22 protein-coding genes are annotated in these 26,359 nt (G+C 64.5%); 13 read left to right on the forward strand and 9 right to left on the reverse strand.

The window, feature by feature from the left end:
• Positions 1-2: 2 nt before the first annotated feature.
• From G4G71_RS12425 to G4G71_RS12435, 3 genes are read left to right on the forward strand one after another with little or no spacing between them, the layout of a single operon-like run.
• Entirely contained in the window at positions 3-1,217 is a 1,215-nt protein-coding gene (locus G4G71_RS12425; RefSeq protein WP_138526234.1) for an acyl-CoA dehydrogenase family protein, read from the forward strand.
• A gap of 15 nt (positions 1,218-1,232) precedes the next feature.
• Positions 1,233-2,408, forward strand: coding sequence for an acyl-CoA dehydrogenase family protein (locus tag G4G71_RS12430; protein WP_138526235.1), 1,176 nt, complete (start codon positions 1,233-1,235; stop codon positions 2,406-2,408).
• Positions 2,408-4,411, forward strand: coding sequence for an alkyl/aryl-sulfatase (locus tag G4G71_RS12435; RefSeq protein WP_420825995.1), 2,004 nt, complete (start codon positions 2,408-2,410; stop codon positions 4,409-4,411). Before G4G71_RS12430 ends, G4G71_RS12435 begins: the two co-directional genes overlap by 1 nt.
• A gap of 54 nt (positions 4,412-4,465) precedes the next feature.
• On the opposite strand, the gene G4G71_RS12440 is transcribed toward G4G71_RS12435, so the two are convergent.
• From G4G71_RS12440 to G4G71_RS12450, 3 genes are all read right to left on the reverse strand, one after another.
• Positions 4,466-5,527 (reverse strand): NAD(P)-dependent alcohol dehydrogenase, encoded by a 1,062-nt coding sequence (locus G4G71_RS12440; RefSeq protein ID WP_138526236.1) that lies wholly within the window; start codon positions 5,525-5,527, stop codon positions 4,466-4,468.
• A gap of 80 nt (positions 5,528-5,607) precedes the next feature.
• A complete protein-coding gene (locus G4G71_RS12445) occupies positions 5,608-7,065 on the reverse strand; it encodes an acyl-CoA reductase (protein WP_138526237.1) in 1,458 nt (485 codons plus the stop codon).
• A 4-nt stretch (positions 7,066-7,069) separates the two neighbouring features.
• Positions 7,070-8,500 carry a hypothetical protein gene (locus G4G71_RS12450; RefSeq protein WP_138526238.1) on the reverse strand — a complete coding sequence of 477 codons (1,431 nt, stop codon included), beginning with the start codon at positions 8,498-8,500 and terminating at the stop codon, positions 7,070-7,072.
• Between the two features lie 381 nt (positions 8,501-8,881).
• On the opposite strand from G4G71_RS12450, the gene G4G71_RS12455 reads away from it, so the two are divergent.
• From G4G71_RS12455 to G4G71_RS12465, 3 genes are read left to right on the forward strand one after another with little or no spacing between them, the layout of a single operon-like run.
• Complete coding sequence (locus tag G4G71_RS12455) at positions 8,882-10,033, forward strand: iron-containing alcohol dehydrogenase (protein WP_138526239.1); 1,152 nt, start codon at positions 8,882-8,884, stop codon at positions 10,031-10,033.
• Complete coding sequence (locus G4G71_RS12460) at positions 10,030-10,464, forward strand: acyl-CoA thioesterase (RefSeq protein ID WP_138526240.1); 435 nt, start codon at positions 10,030-10,032, stop codon at positions 10,462-10,464. The genes G4G71_RS12455 and G4G71_RS12460 overlap by 4 nt, the downstream gene beginning before the upstream one ends.
• Before the next feature lie 59 nt (positions 10,465-10,523).
• Positions 10,524-11,210 (forward strand): TetR/AcrR family transcriptional regulator, encoded by a 687-nt coding sequence (locus tag G4G71_RS12465; protein WP_138526241.1) that lies wholly within the window; start codon positions 10,524-10,526, stop codon positions 11,208-11,210.
• Between the two features lie 61 nt (positions 11,211-11,271).
• Here G4G71_RS12465 and G4G71_RS12470 read toward each other — a convergent pair whose 3' ends face one another.
• Together G4G71_RS12470 and G4G71_RS12475 are read right to left on the reverse strand one after the other, a co-directional pair.
• Positions 11,272-12,636, reverse strand: a complete 1,365-nt coding sequence (locus tag G4G71_RS12470) for a DUF1329 domain-containing protein (protein WP_138526242.1) — start codon at positions 12,634-12,636, stop codon at positions 11,272-11,274.
• 15 nt (positions 12,637-12,651) lie between these two features.
• Positions 12,652-14,466, reverse strand: coding sequence for a DUF1302 domain-containing protein (locus G4G71_RS12475; RefSeq protein WP_138526243.1), 1,815 nt, complete (start codon positions 14,464-14,466; stop codon positions 12,652-12,654).
• Between the two features lie 401 nt (positions 14,467-14,867).
• Here G4G71_RS12475 and G4G71_RS12480 point away from each other — a divergent pair, with 401 nt between their 5' ends.
• Genes G4G71_RS12480 through G4G71_RS12510 form a run of 7 tightly spaced genes read left to right on the forward strand, consistent with a single transcriptional unit; the run spans position 14,868 to position 20,970 of the window.
• Positions 14,868-16,055 (forward strand): lipid-transfer protein, encoded by a 1,188-nt coding sequence (locus G4G71_RS12480; RefSeq protein ID WP_138526244.1) that lies wholly within the window; start codon positions 14,868-14,870, stop codon positions 16,053-16,055.
• 58 nt (positions 16,056-16,113) lie between these two features.
• Positions 16,114-16,554, forward strand: a complete 441-nt coding sequence (locus G4G71_RS12485) for a MaoC family dehydratase N-terminal domain-containing protein (RefSeq protein WP_138526245.1) — start codon at positions 16,114-16,116, stop codon at positions 16,552-16,554.
• A 10-nt stretch (positions 16,555-16,564) separates the two neighbouring features.
• Complete coding sequence (locus G4G71_RS12490; RefSeq protein WP_138526246.1) at positions 16,565-16,984, forward strand: MaoC family dehydratase; 420 nt, start codon at positions 16,565-16,567, stop codon at positions 16,982-16,984.
• Positions 16,985-17,013: 29 nt separating this feature from the next.
• Positions 17,014-17,841, forward strand: coding sequence for an SDR family NAD(P)-dependent oxidoreductase (locus G4G71_RS12495; protein ID WP_138526247.1), 828 nt, complete (start codon positions 17,014-17,016; stop codon positions 17,839-17,841).
• A gap of 53 nt (positions 17,842-17,894) precedes the next feature.
• Positions 17,895-18,473, forward strand: a complete 579-nt coding sequence (locus G4G71_RS12500) for a DUF2889 domain-containing protein (RefSeq protein WP_169938010.1) — start codon at positions 17,895-17,897, stop codon at positions 18,471-18,473.
• A gap of 57 nt (positions 18,474-18,530) precedes the next feature.
• A complete protein-coding gene (locus tag G4G71_RS12505; protein WP_240964911.1) occupies positions 18,531-19,928 on the forward strand; it encodes a DUF1254 domain-containing protein in 1,398 nt (465 codons plus the stop codon).
• A 22-nt stretch (positions 19,929-19,950) separates the two neighbouring features.
• Positions 19,951-20,970, forward strand: a complete 1,020-nt coding sequence (locus tag G4G71_RS12510; protein ID WP_138526250.1) for a DUF1254 domain-containing protein — start codon at positions 19,951-19,953, stop codon at positions 20,968-20,970.
• A 55-nt stretch (positions 20,971-21,025) separates the two neighbouring features.
• On the opposite strand, the gene G4G71_RS12515 is transcribed toward G4G71_RS12510, so the two are convergent.
• The 4 genes from G4G71_RS12515 to G4G71_RS12530 all read right to left on the reverse strand — a co-directional run bounded on the left by G4G71_RS12515 (position 21,026) and on the right by G4G71_RS12530 (position 26,286).
• Positions 21,026-22,402 carry a DUF1329 domain-containing protein gene (locus tag G4G71_RS12515; RefSeq protein WP_138526251.1) on the reverse strand — a complete coding sequence of 459 codons (1,377 nt, stop codon included), beginning with the start codon at positions 22,400-22,402 and terminating at the stop codon, positions 21,026-21,028.
• 17 nt (positions 22,403-22,419) lie between these two features.
• Positions 22,420-24,186: a DUF1302 domain-containing protein gene (locus G4G71_RS12520; protein ID WP_138526252.1), complete on the reverse strand. Its 1,767-nt coding sequence runs from the start codon at positions 24,184-24,186 to the stop codon at positions 22,420-22,422.
• 53 nt (positions 24,187-24,239) lie between these two features.
• Entirely contained in the window at positions 24,240-24,629 is a 390-nt protein-coding gene (locus G4G71_RS12525) for a c-type cytochrome (protein ID WP_240201628.1), read from the reverse strand.
• A gap of 208 nt (positions 24,630-24,837) precedes the next feature.
• The gene (locus tag G4G71_RS12530) at positions 24,838-26,286 is read right to left on the reverse strand and encodes an arylsulfatase (protein WP_138526253.1); all 1,449 of its coding nucleotides are present in this window, start codon (positions 26,284-26,286) and stop codon (positions 24,838-24,840) included.
• Positions 26,287-26,359: the final 73 nt, after the last annotated feature.

Genomic DNA, 26,359 nt, shown 5'->3' on the forward strand with positions numbered 1-26,359 from the left:
CCATGGATTTTCTTCCCGACGCCGGCCTTGACCAGTTCCGCCAGGAGATCCGCGAGTTCCTGCGCCTGCACCTGCCGGCTGAACTGGCGGGCAAACCGAGCTCCAGCATCCGTTCCGCGCTGCCCGACCTGGTGCGCTGGCAACGCATCCTCGATGAGCGCGGCTGGGGCGCGCCGTACTGGCCGAAAGAGCATGGCGGCACCGGTTGGAGTGTGCTGCAACGCCTGGTTTTCGACGAGGAATGCGTTGCTGCCGGTGCACCAACCCTCGACGGCTTCGCGCACAAGTTGCTCGGGCCGGTGATCAATCACTTCGCCAGCGCCGAACAAAAGGCCGCGCAGATTCCACTGATCCTCAAGGCCGAGCGCCTGTGGTGCCAGGGCTTCTCCGAGCCGGGCTCGGGCTCGGACCTGGCATCGCTGCGTACCCGCGCCGATCTGGATGGCGATCACTACGTGATCAATGGTCAGAAGATCTGGACCAGCTATGCCCACCAGGCCGACTGGATCTTCCTGCTGGTGCGCACTGACTCCAGCGCCCGCAAGCAGGCCGGCATCAGCTTCCTGCTGGTGGACATGAAGACCGCGGGCATCACCGTACGACCGATCCACAGCATCGACGGCTGCCATCACCTCAACGAGACCTTCTTCGACAACGTCCGTGTGCCGGTGACTAACTGCATCGGCAACGAAGGCGATGGCTGGAAGATCACCAAGTTCCTGCTCAACAACGAACACGCCACCGCCGCCGACCTGCCGATCCTGCGCCGCTACCTGATGCAACTGCGCCAGTTGGCGCGCAGCCTGCCGGCAGGTGACGGGTGGCTCGGCGAACAGACAGGGTTCGCCCGGCAACTCGCAGGTTTTGAGGCCGAGGTCGATGCGGTCGCCATGCTGGTCAAGCGCGTGGCGGCGATGGAGCAAGCCGGCGACCACAGCCCGGCGGCCCACGCCCTGGGGTCGATCCTGAAGGTGCGCGGTACCGAACTGCAGCAGCGCATCACCGAGTTCATGGTGCAAGCGCTGGGTGACTTCGGCGCCATCGCCTATCCGACTCCTGAGGATCAGCCCGAGGACCCGCCCGGCGCGGAACTGCCGCAGGAAGCGCTGGCCCGTGGCATCGCCATGGAAATGTTCTTCCGCCGCGCCTCGACCATCTACGGCGGCACCAGCGAGGTCCAGCGCGGGATCATCGCCAAGATGCTGTTTCAACTCTGAACGGGCCCAGCAACCATGAATTTCGAACTTTCTTCCGAGCAGCAGATGCTGCAGGACAGCGTGCGCCGCTTCATCGACAAGGAGTACAGCTTCGAGGCTCGCGTCGCCCGCCTGCAGGCGGGTGAAGGCAGCGATTCCAGCTGGACTACCTTTGCCGAACAGGGCTGGCTCTGTGCCGCACTTCCGGAGGTCCATGGCGGCCTTGGCGGCAACATTGTCGACAGTGTGGTGATCGCCCAGGAACTGGGTCGCGGACTGGTCCTCGCGCCTTATGCCGGCTGCGCCGTGCTGGCCGCGCAGACCCTGGTCGCCGCGGCAGCACCTGAACATCAGAAGCGCTGGTTGCCGGCCCTGGCCGATGGCTCCGCACGGCTGGCCCTGGCTTATGCCGAGGTGCAGACCCGTGGGCTAGTTGAGGGGCAACGCGCTAGCGCGAAACGCCATCCTGGCGGCTATCGGCTGAACGGCCGCAAGACGCTGGTAATGGGCGGCACGCAGGCCAATGCGTTCATCATTTCCGCGCAGGCGGAGGAGGGCTGCACGCTGTTCCTGGTGGAGGCTGACCTCCCAGGTCTGGGCCTGATCCCGGTACCGCTGCACGACGGCAGCTGGGTGGTGGAGTTGCAACTGTCGCAGGTCGACGTCAGCGAAGCCGCCGTACTGGGACGACCGGGCGAGGGCCTGGCTGCGCTGCGCCAGGGCATGGCCCAGGCCACTGCCTGCCTCTGCGCCGAGCTGGTGGGCGGCATGGAGCGGGTCATCGAGATCAGCGCTGACTATCTCAAGGTGCGCCAGCAGTTCGGAGTACCCATCGGCAGCTTCCAATCCCTGCAGCATCGCATGGCCGACATGGCAGCTCAGCTTGAGCTGGCACGATCGGCCTTGTTCGTCCTGCTCGATGCCATCGACAACCCGCAGATCCACGACCTGCAGCTGCGCACCTCGCAGATCAAGGCGCAGGTCGGCCGCGCGGCTAAGTTCGTCTGCGGGCAGGCCATCCAGTTGCATGGCGGGATCGGTACTACCGAGGAGTGCAGCGTCGGCCACTACTTCAAGCGCGCGGTAGTCGCAGACCTGCTCCTGGGCAGCGCTGACAGCCATGAAGCTTACTGCACCCAGCGGCAGCAGGCGGCCCTCGCGGACGCTGCCATGTCGGCGACGATGAATTCAATGACTTACGGAGAACAATAATGATTTCCCTCACTACCTCGGGCATGTGCCGCCGAAATGCCCTGGCGCTCGCCGTCCTGTTGGCATGCACGGGTATGGCCAGCGCAGCGGAGGCGGACAACGGCCCGGCCCTGGCAAAACCGGCCAGCGCGGCGACCCGTGCCAGCAACGCAGCAGTGCTGCAGGCACTACCGTTCACCGACCGGCAGGACTACGAAGACGCCAGCCGCGGCTTGGTCGCTGCATTCTCCGGTCAGATCAGGGACGCCAACGGCAAGGTGGTCTGGGATACCCACCAGTACGACTTCCTCAACGCCGAGCAGGCCCCGGATTCGGTGAACCCGAGTCTCTGGCGGATGGCCCAGCTCAACAGCAACGCCGGGCTGTTCCAGGTTGCCGAGCGCCTCTACCAGGTGCGCGGGATGGACCTGGCGAACATGACGATTATCGAGGGCGACAAGGGCCTGGTGATCATCGATCCGCTGATGACCAGCGAAACGGCGCGCGCCGCCCTCGACCTGTACTACCGTAATCGCCCGCAGCGTCCGGTGACGGCGGTGATCTATACGCACAGCCATATCGATCACTTCGGTGGCGTTCGCGGAGTCATCGACGAGGCCGATGTGGTCGCCGGCAAGGTGCAGGTGTACGCGCCAAGCGGCTTCATGGAAGAGGCGGCGAGCGAGAACGTCTTCGCCGGCACCGCGATGTTCCGCCGTGCCCAATATCAGTCAGGCGGCCTAGTGCCGCGAGGGGACAAAGGGCAGGTGGATACGGGTATCGGCAAGGGCGGCCCAACCGGCGGCAGCATTGGCCTGATCGCCCCGACCGTGCTGATCGACAAGTCCAATCAGCAGGTGCGCGTCGATGGCATCGACATCGAGTTCCAGCTGACCCCCGGCAGCGAAGCGCCGGCGGAGATGAACCTGTACCTGCCGCAGATGCGCGCGCTGTGCATGGCCGAGAACGCCACCCACACCCAGCACAACATCCTCACCCCACGGGGTGCGCTGGTACGTGACGCCAAGGCCTGGGGCCGCTACCTCGACGACAGCCTGGTGCGCTATGGCGACCGTGCCGACGTGATGTTCGCCCAGCACAACTGGCCGACCTGGGGCGGCGAGCGGATCCGCACGCTGCTGGCCGACCAGCGCGACATGTATACCTACATCAACGACCACACCCTGCACCTGCTCAACCAGGGCCTGACCCCGACCGAGATTGCAGCAGCGATGCAGAAGCTGCCGGGCGACCTGGAACGCAAATGGTATAACCGAGGCTACTACGGCTCGCTCAGCTTCAATTCGCGTGCGGTGTACCAGCGCTACATGGGTTTCTATGACGGCAACCCGGCCAACCTAGACCCCTTGCCGCCGCAGGACGCCGGTACTCGCTATGTCGAGGCGCTGGGTGGCGCGGAGCACGTGCTGGAGCTGATGCGCGCCGCGATGGACAAGGGCGATTACCGCTGGGCGGTAGAGCTGGGCAACCACCTGGTTTTCGCCCAACCGGACAATCGTGCGGCCCGTGACGCACAGGCCGACGCGCTGGAACAGCTGGGCTACCAGGCCGAGAGTTCGTTATGGCGCAACATGTACCTGTCGGCAGCCGTCGAGCTGCGCAATGGAGTGCGCCAGGCGAGCCTTCGCAAGCCTTCGGCAGATTTGGTCAAGGCGCTGGAGCCGTCGATGTTCTTCGACTACATGGCGGTGCGCCTGAATGCCGAACGGGCGCAAGGCCACGACATGCAATTGAACTGGACCTTCACCGATCGCAAGCAGAGCTTTGCCCTGACCCTGCGCAACGGCGTGCTGACTTATCGCGAGCACAGTAGCCACGTGCACCCCGATGCAGCGCTGAGCATCGACAAGGCCACGCTGGACCGCATCAGCCTCAAGGAGCTGGATTTCCCCTCCGCACTCAAGCAGGGCTTGGCCAAGGTAGAGGGAGACCCGCGCAAGCTGGGCGAGCTGATGAGCCTGCTGGATGCCTTCACGCCGGACTTCAATATCGCCACGCCCTGATCGTTGCAGGCAAAACAAAGGCCACCCCACGGTGGCCTTTTTCATTTCTGCCAATCAGCGCTGCGCGTCACCTTGCAGGCTGCCCATGTCGATCACGAAGCGGTATTTCACGTCGTTCTTCTGCAGGCGCTCCAGAGCCGTGTTGATATCCTGTATGGCGATGGTCTCGCACTCCGGCAGGACCTGGTGCTCGGCGCAGAAGTCCAGCAGCTCCTGAGTGGCCGGCAGGCCGCCCATCAGCGAGCCGGCGATGGACCGGTCATTGATCATCAGCAGCGCACCGTGGATCGGCTCCAGCGGCTCCAGCGCGCCGATCAGCACCAGCTTACCGCCACGGGCCAGCAGCATCAGGTAGGGATTGACGTCGTGCCGGCTGGGAATGGTGTCGAGGATGATGTCGAAGCTGGCGTAGGCAGCCTTCATTGCGGCCGCGTCCTTCGACAGCAGCACGTGCTGGGCACCCAGCGCGCGGGCGTCGTCGGCCTTGTGCGGGGATGTTGTGAGCACCGTCACCTCGGCGCCCATCGCCCGCGCCAGCTTGACCGCCAGATGACCGAGCCCGCCCAGGCCGACCACCGCGAGGCGGGTGCCAGCTTGCACGGCATATTTGCGCAGTGGCTGCCAGACGGTGATGCCGGCGCATAGCAGCGGCGCGGCCCTGGCGGGGTCGAGCGACTCCGGCAGGCGCAGGACGAACTTCTCGCGCACCACGATGGATTGCGAGTAGCCGCCGTAGGTCAGGTCGCCGCTGATTCGATCCTTGCCGTTGTAAGTCGGGGTGAACATCGTCGCGCAGAGCTGCTCCTGGCCTTCCTCGCAGGCCGCGCAGTGCTGGCAGCTGTCGACCATACAGCCGACCGCCACGCTGTCGCCTACCTGGTAGCGGCTGACCGTCGGGCCCACGGCGGTGACCCGGCCGATGATCTCGTGGCCCGGAACACAGGGAAACACGCTGCTGTTCCAGTCGTTGTGCAGGTAGTGGAGATCCGAGTGGCAGACCCCGCAATGGCTGATGGCAATCTGCACGTCATCGTCGCGCAGGTCACGGCGTTGCAGGCGCGTTGGTGCAAGTGGGGCGTGGGCCGCGTGGGCGGCGTAGGCGAGGCAATGGCTCATGGATTTCTCCGGGCAGGGGATGCGTGTGCCCGGCTTGCCGGGCACGCTGGATTCAAAGGGTGAGAGTCAAGGGGGGAGAGTCAAAGGGAAGGGCGCAGCCAGGGCGCAGCGGTAGTTTCCGGCGAGGCGATCTGGTTGGAGATCCACTTGCCCATGCGTCGCATCGGCTCAATGGCATCCTGCGGCGCCTGCCATTTCATCGCCGCCGCATAACCCAGCGAGACGATGCGCTGGGCGCCATACAGCGGCAGGATGTTCTTCAGCTCGTCCTTGACCGCTTCGGGATAGACGCCGACGGTCTGGGTGTAGGCATCCACTGCATCCAGCACCTCGTTCAGCTCGTCGACGGGGACCAGGTTGGCGGTGCGGTCATCGAGCAGGGTGGCAAAGGATACGGGCTCGGGCAGCTGCGAGCAGATGATCGCGCCTTCGCCGTCCTGGCCGCCGATCACTCGGTACCATTCGTCATCTAGACGCAGCGCGTCGACGTGTGCCTTCAGCCCCTGGTCGTAGCGCTTGGGCGCAGTGCTCAGGGTATTGGGTAGCGTCTGCAGCGCATCGTAGACATAGCGGCCGAAGGTGTTGAGCCGCTCCAGACCTGATTCGTCGGTGCCGCTCTGCACGTAGATGACCCGCGCGCAGACACAGCCTTTCTGGTTCAGCGCGCCGATATCGGTGGCCAGGCGCAGAGCCGCTTCGCGCATGCACACTTCGCTGGCGAAGGTGTCCTCGCCGATTACACTCGCGCTGCGCTTCGGATCGAGGGAGATCAGCTCCAGACCCGGCTGGATGTAACGGGTTACATGCTTGAGTGAGGCGAAGCCACCCCAGGCGACGATCTTCTCGATGTTCTGCGGCTGGTAAAGGCGTTGTTCCAGGGACTGGTCGCCACCTTTCCAGTAGGCGACCGACAGGTGTTTGGTGAGCGGGTGCTCCGGCGCCATCTCGACCATGGTGCGGGCGATGGCCAGCGCGGTGAACGGGTCGTTGGACGGTGCCTTGATGATGGCGTCGCTGCGCAGCACCATGTTGCGCAGGATGGTCACCAGCGACAGTGGGGCGGCATTGCCGGCGACGATGTGCAGGGTGCGGGAGCCGAAGCAACGGGTCTCGAGTTCGGTGCCATCGAGCAGGCGCTGGTGGACCCAGCCTTCGAGGTACTTGATGCCGACGGTGCTTTCGACCATTTCCACGATGAAGTTGCGGTCCAGGTACTGACGCAGGCTCATGTAGGCTGCCTTGACCATGGTCGGGGTCACCGGCGCGGTCTGGTAGGAAAGTTCGCAGGCTTCCTGGAGAAAGGGGTTGGTCGACAGGTCAAGTCGCTCGGCCAGGGCGCCGGCGTAGTCGAGGATGTCCTCGAAGCTGAGCTGGTACAGATCGGCCAGCTTGGCTGGATTGCCCAGTGGCAGCCTGTCGATGTACTGGTGTGCATCCGGGGTCAGGAAGCTCAGGTCGCCGCCACGGCCACCGACTTCGATCAGGTTGTCGGTAATGACTTCGCCGCGAATGATCATCGGCGCAATGGGTTTGCTCATCGGCTTAGCCCTCAAAGGAATTCAGGAAGTCCATGGCCTCGCGGTGCGAGTTGTCCGACGCGGCGCAAGTGATCTTGTCGTCGCCGCCGTTTTTCTCGCTGTAGCGCTGGATCGCGCCGACCACGTAGCGGCTGGGCCGGCCGCAGGTGCAGGGCTGGTCCCATTCGACGGTGATTTCGTCACCGGTGATGAACCCCCCCCAGTGCACATCGGCGCCCAGGTCATAGAAGGCCGCACGGCCGGTCTGCTGCCCGCTGCGCGGTAGCGGCTTGCTGGTCTGCGGATCGAGCACGAAGGGGATCACGGTGTGGGCGAAGTGGTAGTTGCCCTGCTCGCAGCGCAAGTGCGAGCCGCTGACCACTTCGGACATGGCGTAGGACTCGTTGATGCGCCGCGCACCGGTGAACCGCAGCACCTCCTCACGCCAGCCTTCAGGCTGCACCACGCCCTTGGCTCCACCGGTGGTGGCGATGTAGGAGTCCGGATGGAATACGCCTTCCAGCCCCCGTTCCAGACCGGCCTTGGCCATGTTGTGCAGCAGGCTCCAGGTGCCGCCGATATACACCCGCTTGCCTTGCAGCTCGCTGGCCATGCGGTCGAAGAAGGTGGCCAGGTGCTGGGGCATCTGCGCCTGCTGTTCGTCGAAGGACTTCTTCTTGGCCAGCAGGGCCGGGTTGATCACCAGCCGATCGAGGGTGCCGCGTGCTTGCGCCGCACGAACCTTGGCACCCAGGTGCAGCACGTCGCTGGAGAGGGTGTCGGGATAGGCGGCATGGAAGTTCGCCTCGCTCGGTAGCAACTGCTGCATCAGCGCCACGTTGCCGCGCAGATGACTCAGGTAGCCATTGCGGTAGTACGGGTAGGCAGTGTGCATCTCGGGGCGCGGTGAATCGGGGCCCTGCAGGCTCCAGGCGAACATGCTGCGCACCGCGCAGGCCTTATCGAACTCGCGGGTACTGTTGGGCAGGAAGGAGAGGGTGCCCGAAGTACCTGAGGTATGGCTGATGCACAGCTGCGGCAGTGCCGCATCCATGGTCTCGAACCAGTCGTCGAGTCCCTGACAGGCACTGACGTCCACGGCGCAGATCGCCTCGCCGATTTCGGGTGTAACCAGCTTGGCCAGCCATTTGTTGATCGCGGCGAAGTTGCTCTTCTCCAGCAGCGACGGCGGGTAGGACTTGAACACCGTATGCTCGAAGAGCAACGGCACCACATCTTCAAGCGTATCGATGCGCTCCAGCCCTTCGCCATCGGCCAGTTTCTTCAGCACCGGAATTCGTCCGCGCAACTGGGCGAAACGCAGCTTCAGTCCTGCGAGTTGCAGGGCATCGACCTCTTCGCGCGGCAAGTGGCTCCAGGTCTGGCAGGAATGCCCAGCAAGGGCGACGGGATCGTTCAGCAGCAGCTGCGTTCTTTGTTCCAGCGATGCAGTCATCGATTGACTCGCTACTCCAATGACAGGGCCGGCGAGGGGCGCCGGAGCGTTTCGACAAGGCGGCGGCCGGGGCCGGCAGGGGCCGAATCGAGGGGCCAGTATAGGGACGAAAACTGCCCATCACGTTCCGGATTCGGCGTTCCGATGGTGTGGTTAACTTGTTGTTTTATAAGGAGTTATCAAGAGATTAAAAATCGCTTCCAGGAGCATTCTGGATTCGCCGATCAAGTGTCCTGTACGCCATGAATGCCCCTCCCGAATGAGGGGGGACCGATGGCGTGTCGAGGTCCCTATGCTGGCTGTGGGAGCGGGGATCGCCGTCCGGCGCCGACACGCCTCGGCGCCTTCGCAAAGCGACAGACCAGCCGGAACGAAGACACCATGGCGACGCTGACTTTCAATACGACTCCATCCATTCACATCGAGCGCGGCGCGTCCGCGCGATTGGCCGAACGTGTGCGCAGCATGGGCTGCCGCTCGGTACTGCTGGTCACTGATCCGGGCGTCCTGGGCGCCGGACTGCTGCAGCCAGTGATTGACGATTTCGCCCGCAGTCAGCTATCGCTGCGCGTGTTCGCTGAAGTCCAGGCCGACCCGCCGGAGAGCGTGATCGAGGCTGCGGTATCCACGGCGCTGGAATGCGAGGCCGATTGCGTGATCGGTCTGGGCGGCGGTAGCTCTCTGGACGCTGCGAAGCTGGCGGCACTGCTGGCGCGCAGCGGCGAGTCGCTGGCTTGCGTCTACGGCACCGAGGTGGCGCGCGGGCCCCGCCTGCCGCTGATCCTGGTGCCGACCACGGCGGGTACCGGCTCTGAGGTGACCGCGGTATCCGTGGTCACCAATGGCGACGGGCAGAAGAGCGTGGTTATCTCGCCCTTGTTGCTGCCGGATCTCGCGGTACTTGATGCCGACCTGACTATCGGCTTGCCGTCGCATGTCACGGCGGCCACCGGGATCGATGCGATGGTCCATGCCATCGAGGCCTTCACCAGCCGCCACCGCAAGAATCCGATTTCCGATTGCCTGGCGCGTGAAGCCCTGCGCCTGCTGTCTGGAAGTATCGAGCGCGCGTGCAGCAGCGGTGCAGATATCCAGGCCCGCGAAGACATGCTCATGGGCGCCTGCCTGGCCGGCATGGCGTTCGCCAATTCGCCGGTGGCGGCGGTGCATGCGCTGGCCTACCCGTTGGGTGCGCGCTTCCATGTGCCTCACGGCCTGTCCAATTCGCTGATGCTGCCCGGTGTGCTGCGCTTCAACCAGGACGCTGCGGCGCCTCTCTATGCCGAACTGGCGGATATCGTCCTGCCGGGGCTGGAGGGTGACGCTCGAAGCAGGACACAGGCGCTGATCGAGTACTTCACCGACCTGCCGCTACGCCTGCGTTTGCCGACCCGCCTGCGTGAAGTCGGGGTAGCTGAGAATGACCTGGAGGGGTTGGCCGAGGATGCGCTGAAACAGGGTCGCCTGCTCGCCAACAACCCGCGCGAGGTCAACCTGAATGCGGCCCTTGCACTGTATCAGGCGGTACTGTGAAGCCGGCAGGGCGCCCGCGTCGGGCCGACTATGTGCGTTTCTACCCGGTGACCACGCGCTGGGGCGACCATGACTCCTATGGCCATGTGCATAACGTGGTCTATTACTCCTTCTATGATTCCGCGATCAGCCAGTTCCTGGTGGAAAGCGGCACGCTGGATATCGGGAACAGCCCGGTGATCGGGCTGATCGTGGCCTCGAACTGCACGTACTTCGCATCGATCACCTTTCCCGAGCGGGTCAGCATCGGGTTGCGTATCGTCCACCTGGGGCATAGCAGTGCGCGTTACGAGCTGGGTGTGTTCCGTGAAGACGAAGACGAGGCCTGCGCCTGTGGCGAAGTGGTCTACGTCTATGTCGACCGTGAGAGCCGCAGCTCGGCGAGCATTCCGGGTGCGGTCCGTCGCGAGTTGTCGACCCTGATCGTCTGAAGCGCCTTGGCACCGTGCAGCCTCGGCGCGGTGCCAAGTCAGCCGGAGGGCTGGAAACCATGGGCAAACCGCCGAAAGACCAGGAACACCACGATGCGGATCCTGCGCTGATACCGCTGGGCATGCCGCCGCAACCGCGCAAGCAACCGCGACAGGCGCGCTCCATTGCCCTGGTGGAGGCGCTCAAGCAGGCCGGGCGGCAGATTCTCGAGGAAGAGGGCCGCGAGGCCCTTACGGCTCTGCGGCTCGCGGATGTATCCGGAGTGGCCATCAGCTCGATCTACGAATACTTTCCGGCGATGGAATCGCTGATTGCCGCGGTGTTCGAAGATTACCGCCGCGAGGCGGGCGAGCAGTTGCTGGCCGCCATCGATGCCCTGCCCGAAGCGGCGACGTTGCTCGACGGGTTGCTTTTGGTGCTGCGTAGGGGGCTGGCGGTGCATCACCGCAAGTCCTGCCTGGACCCGGACTTCAGCGAGCGGGTGACCCGCTACGACGAATTGGTCCGCCTGGACTTGGTGGACTCCCGGCAATGCTGGTCTGCCGGCGCGACGCCTGCGCTGTTCGAGCGGTTCGCGGCGCAAATCCGCGTGAAGGACCGTGAGAAGGCACGGTTTTTCGTGTACCAGACACTCCTGACCCTGCCACGGGCCATGCGCCTGGAGCGCCCGCACTACCTGGTGGAAGACGAGAGCGCCGCGATGATCGCGCGGATGCTCCACGGGCTGCTGACCAGCGAAGCTTAGCGACCGCAGCAGAAACGACACGCCCCGCAGAGCGGGGCGTGCGTAGTGCAGCAGATCTGACTCAGCGGATGCCGGCGTTGCGCAAGGCGGCAGGCGTGAAGTCGTTGGTGGTGAACTTCTGGTCGTACTGCGTACCCTGCTTGGCCTCGTTGATCAGGCCCAGCACCACGTAGCGGCCGGCGATCAGGTCATACAGCGTCTGCGCGGCATAGCTGGCGATGCCGTGCTGGTAGTCGCTGACCAGATGCCCTTCGGCGACGCGCCAGAGTTGACCACGGCTGTCGTAGTGGTCGACCCCAACCAGCGCCCAGCTGTCCTCGTCGAAATACATGTGGCGCTTGGCGTAGATGTGCCGCTCGTTGGGCTTGAGCGTCGCCTCGACCTCCCAGACGCGGTGCAGTTCGTAGCGGGTCAGGTCCTGGTTGATGTGGCCCGGCTTGATGATGTCGGCGTACTTCACCGACGGTGACCAAAGCCGGTAGTTGTTGTACGGGATGTACATCTCCTTCTTGCCCACCAGTTTCCAGGTGTAGCGATCCGGCGAGCCGTTGTAGAGGTCGGTGTTGTCCGTGGTGCGCATGCCGTCCGCAGCGGTGCCTGGGCCGTCGTAGGCAATCTCGGGGGCGCGTCGCACACGGCGCTGGCCGGCGTTGTAGGTCCAGGCCTGACGCGGGTCCTTGAGCTGGTCGATGGTCTCGTAGGCGAGGTTGACCGTGCCGGTCAGGCGCGCCGGGGAAATCACTTCCTGCTTGAAGTAGTACAGCGTATTGGCCGTCTTCGCCGGATCGGCGTCGGGCAGGTACTGCGGCAGCCCCATGGTTTCGCGGAAGCCGACCAGCATGTAGTCGCCTTTGGCCTGCGGAACGGCCTGGGCGGTGGTGCGCTGGTAGTTGGTGCCGCGATAGCGCGTCTCGTGGTTCCACACGACCTCGACGCCGCTCTTGGGAATCGGGAATGCGTAGTTGCGTGCGGTGAAGTGCGCCAACCCGTTGCCATCGTTGACCAGCTCGGTCGAGGTCGCACTGGTCTTCGCCGCGTCATACAGCGCCTGTGGGTTGGAGACGCTCCGGTGGCTGGGGTAGACCGGAATGCGGTAGGTATCCGGGTAACGCTTGAACAGCGCGAGTTGCCCTTCGCTCAGCTTGTCCTTGTACTGCGCGGCGGTGGCCGCGGTAATCACGAACAGCGGCTTTTCCTGAGCGTAGGGATCACCCAGGAAACCATTCTGCACGGGAGCGGCGTCAGGCTTCAGGCCACCGGTCCAGGCAGGGATGCTGCCATCGGCGTTGCCTTCCTTCTGCGCGCCAAGTGGCGTGAGGGTGTTTCCCAGTTCCGCGGCTTCCTGTGGTGAGACAGCCGCCATGACGCTGGAGGCCAGCAGGGTCAGCGCCAGTGCGCCAGTGCTCATCAACATCGAGTTTTTCATGATCGGATACCTGCGTCAGAAGTTCACGCCGAAACTCAGGGCGACGAAATCGCGGTCGGTCTGGGTGTTGAAGTGGCCGCCGAAGTAGTCGGTGTAGGCGAGGCTGGCGGTGTAGGTGTTCAGGTAATCGGCGTTGAGGCCGACACTGATTGCTTTCTGGCCTTCCTCGAAGTTCGGACCGTAGCCGCTGACGTCCTGCGACCAGGCCAGGTTCGGCGCGAGGTTGATGCCGGCGAACACGTTCGGGTAGTCGAGCTGCGCACGCAGGCGATAGCCCCAGGAGCTACTGGTGTAGAAGCCGTTGTCGTTGCATTCCTGCTGCGGGTTGCTGGCGTTGGCCGTGCCCACCGCGCTGCCCCGGCAGACGGCCTGGTTGGACAGCTGGCCGGCGCCGAACACCGGGTTGCGGCCGAAACGGATGTCGCTGCCGTCGGCGTCGCCGACACCGCCGATGTGGTTGTAGCCGACCTCGCCGACGACGGTCAGGCGTTCGGCAGCCAGGACCTGGTTGAACAGCTTGGTGGCGGTGAGCTGTGCCTGGGTGACCGGCATGCGCTTGTAGCCCGGGATGTCGGCGCCGGCGCTCAGGCGTTGCTCGCCGCTGACGTAGATCGGCGACGCCGCGCTGCCCAGGGCTGCGAGGTTGAGGTCAGCGGTGTTGATCTGCAGCGGCATGTTGGGGCGGAAGCTCAATTCGCCGCCCAGCGACACGCCTTCCAGGTTGGTGGCGAAACTCAGGCCGTAGAGGCGGATGTCCTCGGGGTAGTCGATGTAGTAGCGCGCGCTGCGGATGGCCGCCAACTGGTTGGACAGGTTGGTGGCGGTGGTCAGGCTGAGCACCGGTGAACGGCTGTGGTAGTTCATCGCGTAGGCGGCGAACTCGGTGTCGTTGAGCTCCGGCACGAACCAGCGCAAGGCGATACCGTATTGACCGCCGTCGCGGGCGTCGTGGTCCTTGCTGCGCGGAATGTAGGCATCGTCGGTACCGCCACGCACCAGCGTGGCTGGGCCGCCGGTGTTGTTCGCCTGGCCAGGGGCGAGGTCGTCGCCGGTCACCACCAGGCGGTCGTAGCAGCCGGCTGCAATGCCATCCACGCCGAAGAACGTGCCGCAGTTGTCGACGACGGTGTGATCCCACTCGATCTGATAAAAGCCCTCGGCGGTGAGGTTCTCCGTCAGACCCTGGGACAGGTAGAACATGTTCACCGGTACCAGGGCTTCCTTGACCTCGGAACCGGGCCGGCGCAGAGCGGCCACGTCCACCGGGTTGATCGAACTGATGCCGTTCTGGATGAAGGTGCTCTCGCCCCAGTTCACCACCTGTTTGCCCAGGCGCACGTTGCCCGGCAGATCGCCCAGGTTGTAGTTGTGGTAGACGAACGCATCGAGGAACTGTCCACCCTTGGTCCGCGCGGCCTCGTCGCGACCCTTGTCGTCGATGTCGTAGAAATGCTGGTTGCCGTCGGCCTGCTCGAAGTCGTACCAGTACTTGCCGCGCAGGAAGGCGCCGCTGTCGCCGTACCTGAGCTCCAGGTCATGAATGCCCTTGAAGATGGTCGAGAAGTTTTCCCCGGAGCGGAAGTTCAGACGGCCATCGTCGGCAGTGCGCGAGGCGGCCTTGCCCTTGGCGCCCTGGGAGTTGAAGTTGGAGATGAAGTTCGGGTTGGCGCCTGTGGTGGACCAACTGCCACCAATGGACAACGACGAGTCGAACTTGCCCTCGATTTCGCCGATGTTGAAGTCGACGGCGGCAGCCTGCGTGGCCACGCCAAGAGCGACGGCGGCGGCGAGCAGGTGCGGTTGGAAGACTCCGGTTTTTCTTATTGTCATGCGGTTCTCCAGTGCGTGTTTCCCCGACATCGGAAGCGGCCAGGAGCCCATCCGACGCGGGAATTGACAGTGCCGGGGCGGCTGACGGTGAGGTGGTTTGCGCGGCTATTGCGCCCCGGCTGCTGTGGCTTGCGCCGTCCTACGACGGCGAGCTCATCCTGTACCTGCCGGGTGGCTACCTCCTCCCCTCGGAGGGGCGCAATCCCCCCTCCCTGATGGGGGGGGGACCAGCGAGAGTGCCTGGAGCGCGTTCCAACGGTTCCCCCCTCGTCGGGAGGGGGCGCCATCGGCGAGGGGAGGGGATGGCGCCCCGCATGCACTGCGCAACCATCGAATCCAGCCTGGCCTGTTCGCCGCATGCCGCGGCGGCTGGCCACCGTCCAATGACTCTGGAGAGAGTGATGTCGCAGAAAACCTACGTCGCCGGTGTCGGCATGATTCAGTTCGCGAAGCCCGGCGCCAGCGCCAGCTACATCGAGATGGGCGCCCAGGCCGTGCGCCTGGCCCTGCAGGACGCCGGAATCGACTACCGCCTGGTGCAGCAGGCTTATGCCGGCTACGTCTACGGCGACTCCACCAGTGGCCAGTCGGCCCTCTATGAAGTGGGCCTGACCGGTATCCCGGTGCTCAACGTCAATAACAACTGCGGCAGCGGCTCCTCGGCACTGTGGCTGGCGCGCCAGGCGGTGGAAAGCGGCGCGGTGGACTGTGCGCTGGCCTTCGGCTTCGAGCAGATGCAGCCTGGCGCCCTGAAGGACCATTGGACCGACCGCCCGGCCACGGTTGGCAAAGGGTGCGCGGTGGCCGACATCGTCTTCCCCGAAGGCGCCGGCATGCCCAACGCACTGCGCTTCTTCGGTGGCGCGGGCCTGGAGCACATGCAGAAGTACGGCACGAAGATGGAAACCTTCGCGGCGATCCGCGCCAAGGCCAGCCGCCATGCGGCGAACAACCCGCTCGCGGTGTTCAAGAAGGTGGTCAGCGTCGAGGATGTGATGGCCGACCAGGTCATCTTCCCCGGCGTGATGACGCGCCTGATGGCCTGCCCGCCGACCTGCGGCGGCGCCGCGGCGATCATCGTCTCCGAGCGCTTCGCGAAAAAGCATGGCCTGCGCACCGACGTCACCATCCTTGCCCAGTCCCTGGTGACCGACCAGCCCGAGGCCTTCGACCCGCCGTCGATGATCAGCGCGGTAGGTGTCGGCATGACCCGTCAGGCTGCCAACGAGGTATACGAGAAAGCCGGCGTCGGCCCAGAGGATATCCGTGTCTGCGAACTGCATGACTGCTTCGCCCAGAACGAGCTGCTGACCTACGAAGGTCTGGGCTTCTGTGCCGAAGGCGAGGGCGAGAAGTTCGTTCTCGACGGCGACAACACCTACGGTGGCCGCGTGGTCACCAACCCCTCCGGCGGCCTGCTCTCCAAAGGCCATCCGCTGGGTGCCACGGGCCTTGCGCAGTGCTACGAGCTGACCAACCAGCTGCGCGGCACCGCCGGCGCACGCCAGGTAGAAGGCCTGCAGCACGCCTTGCAGCACAACCTGGGCCTCGGCGGTGCGGGCATCGTCACCCTGTTCGGTCGCGGCTGACGGCTCGGACGCCCCCGCCGCACAGGCGCGGGGCGTCTCCTTGCGGAGGAAATAGCAGATGCCAGACAAGAGCCTGATCGGCCGGTCACTGGGCGTCACCCAGGCCGAAGTGGAGAAGGGGCGCCTGCGCTTCTTCGCCAAGGCCATCGGAGAAACCGACCCGGTCTACACCGACGAAACCGCTGCACGCGCGGCCGGCCATCCCTCGTTGCCGGTGCCGCCCAGCTTTCTCATGTGCCTGGAGTGCGAAGGACGCGATAGCGATCATATCGTCGAGGACATCTTCGGCTTCGACCTCGGCCGCATCCTGCATGCCGAGCAGGGATTCGTGTACCACCGCCTGGCGTTCGCCGGCGACCTGCTGACTTTCGACACGCGGGTGGTCGACGTGTACGAGAAGAAGGGAGGAGCGCTGACTTTCGTGGTCCAGGAAACCCGCGTCACCAACCAGCGCGGCGAGCATGTTGCGGACATCCGTTCGTCCCTGGTGCAACGCTGAGGAGAGAGCCATGCAGCAACCCTGTTACAGCGACCTGCAGGTCGGCGACGAAATTCCGCCGCTGTCACTTCCAGCCGTTGATCGCACCACGCTGGCCCTGTACGCCGGTGCCTCCGGCGACCACAACCAGGTGCACATCGACCTCGATTTCGCCCGTCGCGCGCGTCAGCCCGACGTTTTTGCCCACGGCATGCTCTCGGTCGCCTACCTGGGCCGAATGCTCACCCGCTGGGTCCCACAGGCGCAGATCCGCGCGCTGTCAGTGCGCTTCACCGGCATTACCCAACTGGGCCATGTCCCCTCCTGCCGGGGACGGGTCATCGACAAGTACGAGGCCGGCGGTGAATGCCTCGTGCGCCTGGCGCTGCGCTGCAGCAACCAGTACGGCGAAGACAAGCTGATCGGCGAGGCCGTCGTCGCGCTGGCCTGACTCCAATGACAAGAAACAAGGAAACCCCGATGAAGAAACTCGAAGGCAAGGTGGCGCTGGTCACCGGCTCCGGCCGTGGCATTGGCCGCAGCGTCGCGCTGAAACTGGCCCGCGAGGGCGCCCGCGTGGTCGTCAACGATCTCGATGCGGCCCCGGCCGAGGAGGTCGTCGCACAGATTCGTAGCGAGGGTGGCGACGCCGTTGCCTGTATCGGCAGCGTCACCGCCGTGGACTTCGCCGATCGTTTCGTGAAGACCGCCATGGATGCCTACGGCACGCTGGATATCATCGTCAATAATGCCGGCTACACCTGGGACAGCGTGATCCAGAAGATGAGCGACGAGCAGTGGTACGCCATCATCGACTGCCACATCACCGCGCCATTCCGCATCTTGCGTGCCGCCCAGCCGATCATCAGCGCCCTGGCCAAGCAGGAGGCAGCGGAGGGCAGGGTGGTCAACCGCAAGGTGGTGAACATCTCCTCGGTATCGGCCGCCGGCAACCCGGGCCAGATGAACTATTCCACCGCCAAGGCCGGCGTGCTGGGCATGACCAAGGCCCTGTCCAAGGAGTGGGGGCGCTACAAGGTCAACGTCAACGCCGTGGCTTTCGGCCACATCGAGACCCGCCAGACCCAGCCGGTGGAAGGCGATCCGACCTTCATCGACATCGAAGGCCGGCAGATCAAGGTGGGTATCAGCCCAGCGACCGTCGAGGCCTCGAAGACGCTGATCCCACTGGGTCGTCCGGGTACCCCGGACGAAGCGGCCGATGCGGTGTACCTGTTCTGCATTCCGGAGTCCGACTATGTCTCCGGGCAGGTCCTGGTCTGCGGTGGCGGCCTGGGCACCGTGTAAATGACAGGGGCGCCACGGCGCCCCTGGTCTTTTGCTCAAGCGGAGAAATTTCCATGCAAGACTCACGACCGCCACGTCGCCTGCTGCATGACCGCCAGGTGCAGTGCCGTGGCTACCAGCGCGAGGACGGGCTGTTCGAAATCGAAGGCTGCCTGATCGACACCAAGAGCGAAGAGACACAATTCATCTACGGCAAGGTGGCTGCCAGCGGCGTGCTGCACCAGATGCGTCTGGTGATGGTGCTGGACTGGGACCTGGTGATTCACAGCGTCGAGGCCTTCAGCGAGCAGGCTCCGACCCCCGAATGCGGCCAGGTGACCGAGGCTTACCGCGCACTGGCAGGGGTGCGCATCGGCGCTGGTTTCAAACGACGAGTCGCCGAACGGGTTGGCGGAACCGTCGGTTGCACGCACCTGACCGAACTGCTCGGCCCCATGGCCACCACTGCCATTCAGACGCTCGCACCCCTGCAACAGAAACGCCTGCGTGAACGTGCAGCCGCCGATCCGTCGTTCCAGATGCCAACCCATTGGGTCCTCAATACCTGCCATGCCTACCGCGAGGAGGGCGAGGCTGCCCGGCGGATTCGTACCTGGAAACCGAACGGTCCGGCTATCGATCCCGTGAAATAGAAAGATTCAAGCCTTCCCACCATGCCGGTCGTCGCTGGCCGGCTCCAGGAGACGAACGTGAACAACAAGAAACGTCCCTTTTTCCTCATTGCCTTGCTGCTGACGGCGTTCTCGGGCGCCCACGCAGCAGCACCATCGCCGCAGGAGGCCCGGGCCATCGCCAGGGATGCCTATATCTACGGCTTCCCATTGGTGGACAACTACCGGGTGCAGTACACCTATTTCCAGGACCGCCAGCATCCGGAATTCAAGGCACCCTGGAACACTCTGCACAACACCGCGCGCATCTACACCCCGGAAGACAAGGCATACCCGACGCCCAATGCCGATACTCCGTACTCCCAGCTCGGCGCCGACCTGCGCCGCGAGCCGCTGGTACTGACCCTGCCGGCAATCGAGGACGGGCGCTACTACTCGGCGCAGTTCGTCGATGCCTACACCTACAACTTCGGCTACGTCGGCAGCCGCACCACTGGCAATGGTGGTGGGCGCTTCCTGCTCGCCGGGCCGGACTGGGACGGCGCTGTACCGCCGGGCATCGATCGCGTATTCCGCTCGGAAACTGAGTTCGCTTTCGTCTTCTATCGCACTCAGCTCAAGGGGACTGACGACCTGGAGAATGTCAAGCAGGTCCAGGCGGGTTACAAGGTGCAGACGCTCTCGGCGTTCCTTGGTCAGCCTGCGCCGCCTGCCGTACCGCCGGTGGACTTCCGTGTGCCGCTCAGCGCCGAGGCGGAGCGCAGCAGTCTCGAGTTCTTCGAGCAGCTCAACTTCGTGCTCGGGTACTGCCCGACTCATCCATCCGAGAAGGCTCTGATGGCCCGCTTCGCCAGGCTGGGGATAGGTTCGGGCCAGCATTTCGATGCGGACAACCTGCCGGCGGACTTGCGGGAAGCGATCAAGGCAGGCATTGCCGACGCCTGGCGCGATTTCGACGCCCTGGGCCAGCGCGTGGCACGCGGCGAGGTCGCCACCAGCAATTTCCTCGGCAGTCGCGCCTTCCTGGGCGACAACTACCTATATCGGATGCGGGCGACGGTCACCGGGCTGTACGGCAATGACAAGGAGGAAACCCTCTATCCGCCGTTCTACCTAGACAGCAGCGGCGAAAAACTGGATGCCTCGCGGCATCGCTACACCTTGCGCTTCGCTCCCGGCCAACTGCCGCCAGTCAACGCCTTCTGGTCGCTGACGATGTACGACTCGGCTCGATTGCTGGTGGCCAACCCGCTGAATCGCTATCTGATCAACTCGGCGATGCTGCCAACGCTGCAGCACGATGCCGATGGCGGCCTGACCCTTTACATCCAGCACCAGCCGCCGGCTGGCGCGCTGCAGGCGAACTGGCTACCCGCTCCCGACGGGCCGTTCTACATCGCCGGTCGGCTCTACTGGCCCAGGCCTGCAGCGCTCGACGGCCACTGGCAGGCTCCCCGCGTGCAACGCATTGACTGAATACAACAACAAGGAAACCGCAATGTCCGCATTCAAGGCCACTTTCCTGGCCCTGGCGGTCGCCACTGCCCAGGCGCCCGCGCTGGCCGCCGAAACGACGGTGACCATCGACAACTTCACCCGTGCCGAGTCGGCGCGCTTCTTCGATCTGACCGTCAAGCGCGGCGGTTTCGGCCAGTTCGTGCACAACGCCGCACTGGTGCCGATCGACAGCCAGGTGATTGTCCGCCCTAACCGCGACACGCTGTATTCCTCGGCGGTGTTCGACCTCGACGCCGGCCCGGTGAGCATCACGCTACCCGATGCCGGCAAGCGCTACTTCTCGCTGGTCGCCTATAGCCAGGACCAGTACACCTCACCGATGGGCTACGGCGCTGGCACCTATCGCTTCGATCGCCAGCAGATCGGCACGCGCTATGTGCTCGTCGGTATCCGTACTCTGGTCGACCCCACCGATGCCAGTGACCTGCAGGCTGCCCATGCGCTGCAGCAGCAGGTACGGGTGAGCCAACCGGCAGGGCCCGGACGCTATGAGGAGACCTCGTGGGATGCAGCCAGTCAGCAACGTGTTCGCACTGCGTTGCTAGGCCTGGCGGCGACCCTGCCGGACTCGCGCGGCATGTTCGGCGCGCGCGGCCAGGTCGATCCGCTGCGGCACCTGATCGGCAGTGCCTCGGCCTGGGGCGGTAACCCGGAGCGCGATGCGCTGTACCTGAATGTCACGCCGGAGCGAAATGACGGCACCACGCGCTACGGGCTGACGGTCGGACGGGTACCGGTGGATGCCTTCTGGTCGATCAGTGTGTACAACGCCGCAGGCTACTTCCAGGCCAACCCGCAGAACGCCTACACCCTGAACAACCTCACGGCCAAGCGCGCCGCCGATGGTTCGGTGCAGGTGCTGTTTGGCGGTTGCGATGGCAAGCAGGCGAACTGCCTGCCGATCACTCCGGGCTGGAACTACATGGTGCGTCTGTATCGTCCCCAGGCCGAGTTGCTGGACGGCAGCTGGAAGTTCCCCGAGGCGAAGCCGTTGCCTTGATCTGCAAACCTGAAGCGGGGCCCGCCGGGCCCCGCTCTCCAGGTGCGGCGCTGACTCAGCGCAGACCATCGTTGCGCAAGGCAGCGGGGGTGTAGTCGAACGCCTTGGCGGTGAACCCGTACTGGGTATTGCGCGGTTCCTCGTTGCGCAAGCCCACCACCATGTAGCGTCCCGACTGCAAGTCATACAGCGTTTCCGCCGCCGCGTAGGAGGCCTGTTGGTCGTAGCGATAGAGGATATGCCCTTCGCCGACGCGCCAGAGCTGGCCGCGGCCGTCGTAGCGATCTTCCTCGACGATCTGCCAGGTGTCTTCGTCGAGGTAGAAGTGCCGCTGTGAGTAGAGATGCCGGGCGCCGGGCTTGAGCGTGGCGACTACCTCCCAGACCCGGTGCAGCTCATAGCGCGTATGGTCCTGGTTGATGTGTCCGGCCTTGACGATGTCGTCGTATTTCAGCTGCGGCGACTCCAGGCGGTAGCTGTTGTAGGGAATGTACATCTCCTTCTTGCCAACGAGTTTCCAGTCGTAGCGGTCCGGCGCGCCGTTGAACATATCCAGGTCATCGGAAGTGCGCAGGCCGTCCGAGGCCGTGCCCGGGCCGTCATACGCCAGCTGTGGCGCGCGTCTTACTCGGCGCTGGCCAGCGTTATAGACCCAGGCCAGGCGCGGCTCCTTCACCTGGTCGATGGTTTCATGCACCACTGCCACGGTGCCGGCCAGGCGTGCCGGCGCGGTGACCCACTGCTTGTAGTAGTAGAGAAGGTTGTCCGTTTCGTCCTTGGGCAGGCCGGAAATCTGTGGCGGGAAGACCTGCTCCTCCTCGAAACGCACCGGGGTGAAACCGCCGTTTTCCTGGGGAGTTGCCTGGATGTAGCTGCGCTTGAAGCTGCCGCCCAGGTAGCGGGTGACGTGGTTCCACACCACCTCGACGCCGTTCTTCGGGATAGGGAAGGCGTAGTAGCCCGTGCTGGAGAATTCGGCCAGACCGTTGCCATCATTGATCGACTGGGTCTTGAGCGCGCTCTGCTTGGCCAGGGCTGCGATCTGCTGTGGAACCGCGGCACTGCGGTGGGTCGGATACACAGGGATCCGGTAGCTGTCCGGGTAGCGCTTGAGCATCGCCAGCTGGCCGACGCTGAGCTTGTCCTTGTACTGCTCGGCGTTCGCAGCGGTGATGACGAAAAGCGGCTTTTCAGCGGCGAAAGGATCACTGAGGAAGCCGCCGGCATCCACTTGCCCCGCGCTCTTCGGCAGGCCGCCGGTCCAGGCGGGAATGCTGCCGTCGGCATTGCCTTCCTTTTGCGCGCCAATCGGCGTCAGCTTGGTGCCCAATAGTTCGGCTTCCTGAGGGCTGACGGCCGCCATCACGCTACTGGCCAACAGTGAGAGTGCGACTGCAAGGGTACCGGTTTGCATCAGTTTGCGGTTTTTCATGCTGCTCGTTTTCCTGTTCAGAAGTTCACGCCGAAGCTCAGCGAGACGAAGTCGCGGTCGACGTTGGTGTTGAAGTCGCCGCCGAAGAAATTGGTGTAAGCCAGGCTGGCGGTGTAGGTGCTGCGGTAGTCCGCGTCGACGCCGACGCTGATGGCTTTCGATCCCTCGTTGAACACCGGGCCGTAGCCATGCACGTCGTGACTCCAGCCCAGGTTGGGCTTGAGGTTGATGCCAGCGAAGACGTCGCTGTAGTCGAGCTGGGCGCTGACCGTGTAGCCCCAGGAGGTCGCGCTGTAGTAACCGTGGCGCGAGTTGGTGACATCGCCGTACACCGAGTCCCGGCCGTAGCGCTGGCGGTCCAGGGATTCCAGGCCACCGATATGGGTGATGGCCGCCTCGCCAACCAGCACCAGGGACTCCGCGCCAAGCATGGGGTCGAAGATGTGCAGCAGGGTGCTCTGCAGCTGGGTCACTTCCTTGCGCTTGTAGCCTTCGTTGACCTGACCTTCGACGCTCGGAACGGTGGGCTCCGCGGCGGCGCCGGTCAGTGCGGTGTAGACCGGGTTGAGTACCGCAGCGCCGACGTCGGTGCCGTTGATGTCGACGGGAGCGTTGGGGCGGTAGCTGATCTCGCCGCTCCAGGCCGTGCCGGTGGGCAGGGTGGTGGCGAAGCTGGCACCGAACAGGTGGATGTCTTCTGGGTAGGTCAGGTAATAGCTGCTGTTGCCCAGGGTGCTGGCGATGGCCAGCTCGCCGCTGGGATCGGCGGCGAGCAGGGCATCGAGCTGGCCGACCACGCCCTTGGCTGTGCGGGTGTTGGCGAAGGGAATCCGCGAATGGTAGTTGAGGTAATAGACGCCGTACTCCGCGCCATCGTCGAGCCAGTGCATGGCCAGGCCATACTGGCCGCTGTCGCCGGGCTCGCGGTTCTTCTCCCGCGGCACGTAGACGCCTTCGCGACCGTTGACGCCGAAGCCCAGGCCAAGGGCGGCCGCCTGGGCTTCGAGCGCCTCTGCATCGGCGAAGCCCACGGTCATGTTGGTATTGCAGCCCTTGGCGACTACATCGCTGCCGAAGAAGGTGCCGCAGTTGTCGAAGGCGTAGGGCTTCCACTGCAACTGGTAGAAGCCCTCCACGCTCACCTTTTCGTTCACGCTCTGCGAGACATACAGCGCGTTGACCGGAATCAGCCCTTCCTTGAGTTCCGCGCCGGGGCGGCGCAAGGCGGCGACATCCAGCGGGTTGATGGCATTGATCGAGTTGCCATAGAAAGTGCTTTCGCCCCAGCTGATGACCTGCTTGCCCAGGCGCACGTTACCTGGCCGCTCCGCCAGCTCGTATTTCTGCGAAACGTAGGCGTCGAGGAACTCGGCACCGGAGGATCGCGAGGCCATCTCGCGGCCGTGGTCGCTGATTTCCTTGAAAGGATGGTTCTCATCCTTCAGCTGGAAGTCGTACCAGTACTTGCCGCGCAAGAAGAAGCTGGTGTCGTCGTAGGTGAGCTGCAGGTCGTGCACGCCCTTGAAGATTTTCGAGAAGGCGTCGCCCTTGCTGAAATTCAGGCGCCCGTCATCACCGGTGGACGAGTGACCGGTTCCGCCGTTGCTCACGTCGATCAGTTTCTTGTCGGGGCTGGCCGTCGACCAGCTCTCGCCGATGGACAGACTCGAGTCGAACTGGCCCTTGATCTCGCCCAGCGTGAAGGCGGCTGCGCCGGCCTGGCCGGCCGCGGCGAGGGAGACCGCGCCGGCCAGCAGGCAACGGGTGAAGGTGTTGGCGTGCATTGATTGTTTTCCTTGTTGTCATGCCATACGGGTGAGGAAGTGCAGGTAAAGGCTCAGTGCTGTTGCTGGAGGAAACACAGCAGGGCCTGGCGATCGGCTGGATTACGGATGCCGCCGAAGGCCATTGCCGTACCGGGGTAGAGTCGGGCGGGGCTGCTCAGCCACTGGTCGAGGCGTTCCAGCGACCAGTCGGTACCGGCCGAGGCCAGGTCGGCCGAATAGGTGTAACCGGCAACCGAACCGACTCGCCGGCCGACCACGCCGGAAAGGTGCGGGCCCACGCGGTCCTCGCCGAGGGCATGGCAGGCGCTGCACTTGTTTTCGAAGACCCGCTGGCCGGGGGTGGCATCGCAGTTGGCGGCCTGCGCAAGGTCAGCCAGGAGCAGTGCTCCCGCGAACAGACTGGTCAGAGCCAGTGGTGAAAGGTTTCTGGGCATTGTCATCAGGGCTCTGCGCGCCTTGGCGCGCGACAGGAGGTTCAGGGGAGTGCGGCGCTGTGAACGCCGTTGCCTGAAAAATCGCAGTTCCGGTGCCCGGGTGGATCGCTGAAGCACGCCACCGTCTTGTCATTGGGTGCCAATTTGCGGAGGCGACGTGCAGGCAAAAAAAGACCGGGCAAAGCCCGGCCCAAAGGAGCAGCACCTTCTCGGTTCAGCGGGGAGGCTGATAGGGATCAGGACTGCCGGGGGGAATCGGCGGGTACTGCTTGAGGCTGGCATTGAGCGCGCCGATCATTTTCATTACCGGGTGAGCGACCCAGGAATTGGTGGCGGCGACGTTGTGCTCTTCGCGCAGGTCAGTCAGCAGATTGATGATCTTGGGTACTGGCAGCTGCTGAGGCGGGTCGTACATGTTTTCCTGCCAGATGAAATGGACCTTCCAGTTGCGCCACTTCACCGCGTACAAACGCTCGCCCACATAGGCCGGAACACTGTCACGCGCGGAGTGCGGTTGCTGCCCGGTGAGGAAGGGCAGTTGGTCGACCCCATCGATCGGGCGGTCACTGGGCAGCTCGGCGCCTGCTGCATGCCCCAGGGTGGTGAACAGGTCGGATATCTGCACTATGTCGTTGCTGACCATGCCAATGGGCGCCTTGCCAGGCCAGCGGAGGATGAAAGGTGCGCGCAGCGAGGCCTCCATGGCAGTGAAGTAGGTGCCGCGCCAGGGACCGTTGGCGCCTTCCCACGGGCTGGTCGCCTCGCCACCGTTGTCGCTGGTGAAGATCACCAGCGTGTTGTCGGCCACACCGGCCTCGCGCAGCGCATCAAGGATGCGTCCGGTGTTGTCGTCCATCTCCGCCAGACCATCGGCCCAGGAGCCATTACCGGTGCGCCCTTCGAAAGCCGGATTGGGCATGACCGGCATGTGTACGAGTGAGTAGGGGATGTAAGCGAAGAACGGCTTGCCTACCTTGGCGTTGCGCTGGATGAAGTCGGTTGCCCGGCGGGTGATCTCGGCATCCAGGGTGCGTCGTGTCTGCAAGGTCAGCTCTGCCACTTTCTTCGCTGGCTCGCCCGCACGCGCCTCGTAGATGTATTGCGGTGGCACCAGCGACGGGCTCAATCCCTGCTGGCTGCCAATGGCCGGCGTCAGCCCCTCCATGTGATCGGAGCCGGACCACATCGCTTCATCGTAGGTGCGCGGCACGCCGTACCATTCGTCGAAGCCCTGGTGTGTCGGGAAGCGCGCTTCGCTGCTGCCCAGATGCCATTTTCCCCAGATACCGGTGGCGTAGCCACGCCTGGACAGGACTTCGGCGAGGGTTACCTCCCACAGGGTGAGCCCATCCGGCGCTCCGCCCGAGGGGATGCGAGAGGTACCGGAGCGAATCGGATAGCGGCCGGTCATCAGGGCCGAGCGCGACGGTGTGCACTGCGCCTCGACGTTGAAGTTGGTCAGGCGCACCCCCTCTGCAGCGAGCTGGTCGATCCGCGGAGTCGCTGCACCGCGCAGGACGCCACCGCCATAAGCGCCGAGCTCGCCATAGCCGAGGTTGTCCATCAGGATCAGCACGATGTTCGGCTTGTCGGTGGACGAAGCGAGTGCCCAGGGGCAGATCAGCGTGCAGACGAACAGGCACAGCAGCGACTGGCGGGTCATGGCGTTCCTCGGGATGGCTTGCCGGATGAGGCCAAACGATCCCAGAACGGGGGGTATGCATATCGTCCTTGCG

Source organism: Pseudomonas multiresinivorans (assembly GCF_012971725.1).
GTDB lineage: Bacteria > Pseudomonadota > Gammaproteobacteria > Pseudomonadales > Pseudomonadaceae > Pseudomonas > Pseudomonas multiresinivorans.